This window comes from Endozoicomonas sp. ONNA2, assembly GCF_024606365.1.
GTDB lineage: Bacteria > Pseudomonadota > Gammaproteobacteria > Pseudomonadales > Endozoicomonadaceae > Endozoicomonas.
In genome coordinates this window covers 1-8,711 of sequence record NZ_JAHHPO010000961.1, presented here as the reverse complement: position 1 = coordinate 8,711, position 8,711 = coordinate 1, and the positions used below count along the sequence as shown (strand labels likewise).

3 protein-coding genes are annotated in these 8,711 nt (G+C 50.0%); 2 read left to right on the top strand and 1 reads right to left on the bottom strand.

Translation table 11 applies throughout. The features are described 5' to 3' along the window. Window positions 1-1,339, bottom strand: a 1,339-nt coding sequence (locus KDK14_RS17040; RefSeq protein ID WP_257266381.1) for a sacsin N-terminal ATP-binding-like domain-containing protein, incomplete at its 3' end; no start/stop codon positions are given. A gap of 301 nt (window positions 1,340-1,640) precedes the next feature. Here KDK14_RS17040 and KDK14_RS17035 point away from each other — a divergent pair. Next, the gene (locus KDK14_RS17035; RefSeq protein ID WP_257266380.1) at window positions 1,641-4,607 is read left to right on the top strand and encodes a DEAD/DEAH box helicase; all 2,967 of its coding nucleotides are present in this window, start codon (window positions 1,641-1,643) and stop codon (window positions 4,605-4,607) included. 1 nt (window position 4,608) lies between these two features. After that, on the top strand, window positions 4,609-8,709 hold the full coding sequence (locus KDK14_RS17030; protein WP_257266379.1) for an N-6 DNA methylase: 4,101 nt from the start codon (window positions 4,609-4,611) through the stop codon (window positions 8,707-8,709). Window positions 8,710-8,711 lie beyond the last annotated feature (2 nt).

The window sequence follows — 8,711 nt, the reverse complement described above, 5'->3', positions numbered from 1 at the left end:
TAGACCAATTTGCTGCCACCGCAGCAGGGCAGTCTATTCTCGGACAGCCTCCTGGCGTCCCTTCATTAGCCAGAGCCTGGTTCCATGCCCTGAGAAGTGCTTTCTCATCACCTTCCCGCCATGGAGAATCGGCATCTTTACCGATCGCATCATGGCCATGAATGCCATTGCGGCCTGCATCGACAAAAAAGTGACCATGAAGGTAAATATGATAATTAAAATCACCTGGGATATTTTCTCTTTTAAACTCCGGCGTTTCAGAAAGGGGCAAAAATACAGCCCAGTTTGCCGTAATATGAGCCTGGTCTTTTGCTGGCGTCCTGGTAATCACTATGGCTACATGGGGCTCAGCTTTATCCGGGGCATGTTTTACCTTGCCTGTTTTGATATCTTTCTGAAAACTACAGGGCCATCCGTTTTCTTTTCTTTTTATTTCAGCGAGTTTGTCCGACTGAAGAATTCTTTCAACACCCGCATATTGAATACGACTATCAGAACCTGAATGATTTATACAAACCTCGCCAGCCCAACCAGCTTTCACGGACGCATCGGATAAAATAGCGTCACCAATAAACCGGCTACGTTCAGACTTATTGCCGATCTGAATCGTAAAAATGCTTTCAAAGGAATCAGTCTTATTTTCAATCAACAGCTCGACTTGCTTTAACTGCTTCAGCAAAGGAAATATTTCTGCTATTTTCCCCGGCAGGTTTTTATCCAGGAGAAATTCCGGTACATCGCCATCATCTTCAAAGATTCCAGCTATCGAGCCTTCACCTGCTGGAATTTGCTGGTGAGTTCGCAAGGGCACCCATACAATAAACCATGGCGAGTCCTTCGTTACCGCAAAACGCTGAATAACACGACTCAGTTTCTGAAAAATCTTTGCCTGGTCGGATTTTGAGTACTCATGCCAATCAGGGCGATATTCCTCACCCCATGGATTAAAGACTTCTGCAGCCCAGCCAAACTCCTGCCATTGATCAGACTGGTAAAAAAATGCCTCACACAGGTGGAAAAGACTCTTCATACCCAGGCCAAATTTACCAACCGAGGCTTTAGAGTCCGCTTTTGAACCCGCAGCAATAGAACGTATGCCTTTCTCATGCTCCTCTTTGAGTGGAGCATTATTAATAAAAAATATGGCCGGATCCCGAAGCAGTGGATTGTCAGGATTTTCAACCCCCTGACACCATCCCATAACCAGTTTATCCGCAGTGGCATCATCTGAGTTTTGTATTATTTCTTTCAGAACAGGAAAACCATTTTCATATCGATCCCTGAGATTGTCTCTGATTTGATTAATGACACTAATAGGATCCTGTTCAGCACCTGCCATAAGATCTGGTTCTCCAGTACACAAAAGATTCTTGGACAGTATATTTCGACTAAAAATTCCGTTTAATGACACGCTACAAAGCACTGCTGTAACACTTGAGCAAAAACTGGCAAAATCCTCAGTGTACAAGGATTACTGCTTATAACCTCCAACCCGGAGCAATGACACCGTAATCAACTACACAGGCAATATCTGGGCAGTGTCTTTTTCCCTCCTCAATACTGGCCATAATGTGGCTCATATAGCTGGGGGCGCTCCTGAACAAGGCTTACTTTAACCTCCATAGCCAGGAACCATCCAAGTGACCATCTATACCCCGGGAATGAGAATTATCTGCCGCGATGCAGAGTGGCTGGTAACCCGAGTCAGGCCGGCAAACCGTCTGCAGGATCAGGTTATTGATTGTGTGGGGGTGGATAATTTAACCAGAGGTCACGAGGCAACCTTCCTGACCCAACTGGAGACCATTAAAGAGGTTGATCCAAGAAAAACCCGCCTGGTTCGGGACGATTCTAACAGTTACAACAAATCCAAGCTCTTTCTGGAGGCTCAACTCAGGCAAATGCCACTGACAGACCCAAATCCCCATGTAGCGGGAATGGGGGCATTCGAGCCCATGAAATACCAGACCGAGGCAGTCCAGCGTGCGATTGGTCAACTCAGGCCACGCCTGCTTCTGGCTGATGCGGTAGGCCTGGGAAAAACCATTGAGGTCGGGATGATCCTCAGTGAACTGATGAAACGGGGTCAGGGAGATCGCATTCTGGTATTGGCGAAAAAGTCCATGCTGGCTCAGTTCCAGGCAGAACTCTGGAACCGTTTCACCATTCCCCTGATTCGAATGGATTCTGATGCGCTCACCAAATTGCAGCTAAAAATACCCGCTTCAAAGAACCCCTTTGAAATATACCAGCGGATCATAATCTCCATCGATACCCTCAAAGACATTGGCCGCTATAGCCATTTCCTGGAAAACACCCGATGGGACGTAGTGGTAATTGATGAAGCCCACAATGTGGCGGGCGGCACTAACCCCGAAAAACACCTGAGTTACCGTTTGGCCAGACGACTCGCCCGCCGTGCCAACAGCATGATCCTGACCACCGCAACACCACACAACGGCAAACGGGAAACATTCGGTCGGCTGATCAGTCTGCTGGACCCCTCTGCGGTGCCCGATCCTCAGCTCAAAGATTATGAAGCCAAAGATATCGCGCCTTTCTTTATGATGCGCTTCAAGGAAGATGTACGGGGAGAAGCAGGGGATAATTTCGCACCAAGAGAAGTGATTGATCTGGAAAAAACGTCTATCCAGGCAACCGATCAGGAAGAGTTGGCTTACCGACAGCTGGCAACCATCCGCAAGAAAGTAAAAGACCAGCTCATCGAATCCAACGCCATTGTGGCATGGGGAATGTATAAATCATTTCTCTCCAGCCCTGAGGCCTGCCTGTCAACCGCCAGCAAACGATTAGACCAGATTCGAAAAAAAGACCCCGCAGCAGCGGAAATCCCCGAACTGGAAAAACTGGTAAAACTGCTTAAACCCCTGTCCATCAGTACAAGTGCTCGCTTCCAACTGCTGATTAACCAGCTGGAAGCAATAAACTGGCAGGGCAAAGCCGACAGCCCTCGCCTGCTTTTATTCACAGAAAGTCGGGTAACCCAGCAACACCTTGCCGCTGCCCTGGCAAAACACTTTCAGCTTACCTACAGCAACAAACAGGAAGCCCAGCCTGAACAGGTGATTGCCACTATCCACGGAGGAATGTCCGATATAGCCCTGGCCAGCACCGTCGAAGCATTTGGCACAGGCAGTAGCCCTATTCGCATGATGATTGCAACAGAGGTGGCCTCTGAAGGTGTGAACTTGCACCACCAGTGTCACAACATTATTCATTATGATCTGCCCTGGTCCATTATCACCCTGATTCAGCGTAATGGCCGTGTTGACCGCTTTGGCCAGAAACACAGTCCGATTATCCGCTACCTGATGGTAGAAACCGCCGAAGGAATTATGGCCGGTGATAAAGACATCTTTGAACGCTTGATCGGTAAGGTGGAAGAAATCAACCGATCCACGCGCACTGGCGAAAGTGTGCTGAAACTCCACGACGCAAAAAAGGAAGAAGACTTTATCGCCAACCAGGGCATTATGGCCAACAACAAAGACGTTCTGGAGAAAACCAATCCCGACACCACCGAAAGCGCTGGACTCGAATCCCTGCTGTTAGAGGCTAACAGCCAGGGACACGAGGACTTTCTGGCATTGTTGATGGGACAAACCAGTGAGATAAGCCAAAACAACGCCATTGAAGATAAAAACGTTGATAATTCAAGAGTTCGCCTTTTCAGTGAAGAGCGCTTTCTGGAACTTGGCTACCGCACCCTGAAAGAAGAACTGGATGCACCAGACTGGCACAATCTGGAAAAAACCAAACACCAGTTTATTCTCACTCCGCCTAAAGAGTTGGCCAGAAGGCTGGGTATGCCAGGCGCCAGTTCCGGCATGGTTATGGGTTCTACCGCCATTCCTGAAGAAGCCTGGCCTGATGACCAACAGCTCTATTTAACAGCCAGTCCCGCACGGGTGAATAACGCCATCAAGGCCGCACTGGCACAAAAAGGCCAGTGGTCCAAAGAGCTTTTGCTCACCGAACAACACCCTGTTTTGCAATGGCTGTCAGAACGTTTGATGATGATCCAGCCTCGGGGTGAAGCCCCCATCATATCTTCACCACATCTGGAAGATGGAGAACTATTGTTCTGTTTTATTGGCCAGGTCAGCTCCCGGGCAGGTACACCGCTTATTGTGGACCCTCACGCCATGTCATTCCGCAAAGGCGGTAAATATGAATTAAGACCGCTCAAAGAGTCTCTGGCCACAGTCCGGTTTGAAGAACTGGTTAACAGCGGGAAAACCGGAGAGATGAAACCGGATCTGATGCAGGGCTTTGTCACTTCAGCGGTGGAACAAAGCTTGCTGCACATGAAAAAACTGAAAGACCAGCGGCAGGAACTGCTTAAACCCAGGCTCGATGAAGAAGAGCAGCGTCTCAAGCACTGGTTTGAACAGTGGGCGTTCCATATTGATAAAAAACTGGCCAGCCTGCCCCCGGAAGGAAAACGGGCCGCCAGAGAAAGACAGCGTCGGGAAGAGATGGAAAAATACCTGGCGGACCGTTCTGAAAACTGGAAAGCAACCCATTATCGTGCCAGCGACGAGCCAACCACCCGTCTGATTCTGGTGGTGGAAGGAGTAAAATAATATGGCACTGGATACGGCAATCAAAAATGTCGGCGACTACTACGCCGCCCACTATCTGGCTGATGCCAACGGCTTTGAAAAAGACATTAAAGACAAAGCCAAACGCTGGAAAGAAGAAGGCTCAAACTCTGTACCAAGGCGTCTCCAGAGTCTGTCTGAGCATTATTTCAAAGCAAAGTCCCAGGCCATGGATTACCCCGGTCCGGAACTCCGCCATCAGGCCAAAGATAAAGAGCTGACAGGCTGGCACAGCCAACTGCTCCACGCACTGGGTTATCAGCCGCATGCCTTTGCCCTGGCGCTGGAAAGTGAACAAAAACAGGTACCCGCCCTGCTTCGTCTGAACCGCCATAATCAGCCCTGGCTGGTTATCTGTGCGACACCTTTTTGCCTTCCCAGTGCCGAGAATGAAGAAGAGCCGCTGGAAGTTGATGTTATCCCTTCCGCAAAGACCATCGACGGGCTGCCCACCTATATCAACAGTTGGGAGAAAGCGGTGGCCATGATTTTCAAACAGGAAGATCGCCCCCGCTGGTTAATGCTGTTGTCCGGCAGCCGTATCTACCTGTTTGATGCCCACACCTACGCCCAGGGTCGCTACCTCTATATTGACCTGGATAAGGCCTATGACCGCAAACAGGCCAAAACCTTTGAAGCCATCTGTGCCCTGGTGGCGATGGAATCACTGGCACCACAGGGAGAAACTGATGAGGTGCTGCACGAAAAACTGCGCGAAGGCAGCCTGAAAAGCACCCACGGTGTTTCCGAAAAACTACAGGGAGCGGTTCGTGACGCTATTCAAACCATTGCCAATGGCTGGGTTGATGCCCGTCGCCGGGAAAAGATGGGCTATCGGAAACTGGGAGACCATGAAGAACCTCTGCCCGATGGTAGTCGGGAGGTAACCAGTGAACAGTTACGCCATGATGCCCTGATCTACGTCTACCGTCTTTTGTTTTGCTTCTATGCCGAAGCCCGGGGGGGCGAGCTGGGCATTCTGCCCATTAACGACGATGACTATCAACGGGGCTATAGTCTGGAGGCCCTTCGTGACCTGGTGGAACTCTCTGAGCCATCCACCAGCACAGAGAATGGCACTTACTATGCCGAGCATTTGAACACACTGTTCCGGTTGATTCATCAGGGCTTCCACCCGGAAAAAGACGCCAGTGGTGGTAAGCAAACCCAAATCCAGACAGATTCTGACTTTTTCCGAATTCCGGTTCAGGCCGGTTTATTCGGCGGCCCGAAACAGCAAACGCTGAGTATGGGCAAGCAAACCGAAGACAGTGGCGCCAAAACATTCATTATGCAACCACTGACCGCGACCCTGTTCGACCCTTCCTCTACCCCATTGCTGAATCGGGTCAAACTGCCTAACGGGGTACTTTATTCCGTCATCCGTTGCCTGAGCCTGGGTACCGGCGATAGAAGCAGACGTATTGGCCGGATCAATTACGCCGAGCTGGGTATTGTTCAACTGGGTTCCGTCTATGAGGGCCTGCTGTCCTACAAAGGCTTCTTTGCCAAAGAGAAGCTGATTCAAGTGCTGACAGCACCGAAAGGCACGGCAGCAAACCCTCACCCCGTTGTGCTTGATAATGCCATTGACCCTAAAACACCCACCTGGTTTGTTCCGGAATCCCGCAAGGATGAATTTAAAGAAGGTGAGATCGTACTTGAACACAGTACGAAACAACCCAGAGTTTATAAAGAAGGCAGTTTTATTCTCCACCTGAACGGTGTAGACCGGGTAAACAGCGCATCTTACTACACACCGGAAGTGCTGACCCGAACCCTGGTCAGGGAAGCCCTGCAGGAGCGGCTGAAGGATTTCACCCCGGAAGATGCCGACCAGGTTCTCAAGCTGAAAATCTGTGAGCCTGCCATGGGGTCAGCCGCCTTCCTGGTGGAAGCCACAGACCAGCTGGCCAATGAATACCTGAAACTTAAACAGGAACAACTGAACCGGTTTATTGACCCCAGCGACTATGAAGATGAACTCCGTCGTGTACGCCACTTTATCGCCGTGCATAATGTCTATGGGGTTGACCTTAACCCGACGGCGGTGGAACTGGGCGCACTGTCCATGTGGCTGGCCACCATCCACCGGCTGAAGCTGAAAGCCGGTGAAAATGGCAATCCGGATATCTATCGTCCCGGTGCCACTCCCTGGTTTGGCCTGCGTTTACGGGCCGGTAACAGCCTGATTGGTGCCCGTCGTGCCGTCTGGACTGAAAACCAGTTGATTACCGAGAAGTTTTACGGAAAAAAAGCAGAAGCGCCCCGTCAGCTTAAACCCGGCGAAGCCCGTAAGGACGATGAAATCTATCACTTCCTGGTCTGGGATGAAGATATGGTCCCGGCGGCCAACGACTCGCTGATGAGAAGATACTGGCCTGACCATTGCAACACCATGCGAGACTGGCGCAATCAGCAGGTTAAGCAAAACTGGCGGCCGGAAGATATTGCCAGGGCCAGAGACATTTGCCAGCGCATTGACCAGCTCTGGAAAGACTACGCCGAACACCGGATCAACGGGCTGGAAGCCACTGAATGTACCGCCACCGTCTGGCCAATGCCGTCAGATCATAAAGATGCTCTGAAGCCCAGCCCTTCTCTGGTCAGCCAGGAAAGTCAGAAAAAACAACTGGAAGCCAGCTCCGGGGCTTATCAACGGCTCAGATTATTGATGGACAGCTGGTGCAGTCTCTATTTCTGGCCATTGCAACACAGTGAAAAACTGCCCACCCGTATGGCCTGGCTGGCGGCTTCAGAAGTTCTGCTGGGCTGTGACTCAGTGAATAACGAAGCCACTCGCGCCATGCTGGATATTACCCTTGGCGAAGAGATTGACCTGGAAGCCCTGTTTCAGGAAACACGACAGTCGTTGCCGGATGCCAGTATGCTCGCTAATTTTGTGCCCTGGTTTCAGGTGGCAAAAGAGGTTGATGCCCAGCAGCATTTTCATCACTGGGAGCTGATATTTACCGAAATTCTGGGACCAAAAGCAGGCAGGGTAAAACCTGCCGGTTTTGACTTGATGTTTGGTAATCCACCCTGGATGAAAGTGACCTGGAATGATGCGCCACTGCTCAGTGAGTTTGATGCGCTGCTGGGGGTGCGAGAAGCGAAATCCGCTAAATACAACAGTACGCGACCAAAATTGCTGGATGATAAGCAACGACGCACAACATACCGGAATGCTTTTACTGCCGGTGAAGGTGCGTCTGTTTTTCTGAATGACAGAACTCTTTATCCAGCACTGGCTGGGGTACAAACCAACTTATATAAGAATTTTATTGAACGCTCATGGGGTCTTTTATCTTCATATGGCATAGCAGGTTTGCTTCATCCTGAAGGTGTATTTGATGACCCAAAAGGCGGGCTCTTCCGAGAAAGCTATTTTAAAAGACTAAAGGCACACTATCAGTTAAAGAATGAGCTGACCCTATTCGCAGATGTTCACCATGTGATGGCTTTTAGCATTAACATTTATTGTGGTGAGGCCAACAGGGTATCCTTTAACTCTATTTTTAACCTCTTCTCACCGGGAGCCATTGAACAGTCTAAAACAAGGAGTACACATGACCATGTGATTCCTGGTATCAAGACAGATTCCGGTGCATGGGAAACCCGAGGCCACCCTGCCCGTATCATCCATATCACCAAGAACGAACTGGCTCTTTTTGCCACGCTTTTTGAAGATGGAGATACACCACCGGAACAGGCTCGACTGCCCCAAGTGCATAGCCAGCCACTGCTGAAAGTGCTTGAGAAATTCGCCTCTGCACCTCAACGACTTGGCGATCTCAAAGGGCAGTATATGGCTACTGTCATGTTCGATGAAACTTATGCTCAAAGAGACGGTATTATTACCCGTATGGAGAACCCGACTTATCAGCCACAATCAGCAGATGAGTGGGTCATTTCCGGACCTCATTTTTTTGCAGGGAATCCATTCAGTAAAACGCCAAGAACGGTCTGTACTGCGAACGGCCATTATGACCAAATTGATCTGAGCACTTTGCCAGAAGGTTACTTGCCCAGAGCCAGGGCGATAGAATCGGCCTTACGATCGTTCCAATCAAGGCTAATTTAAAC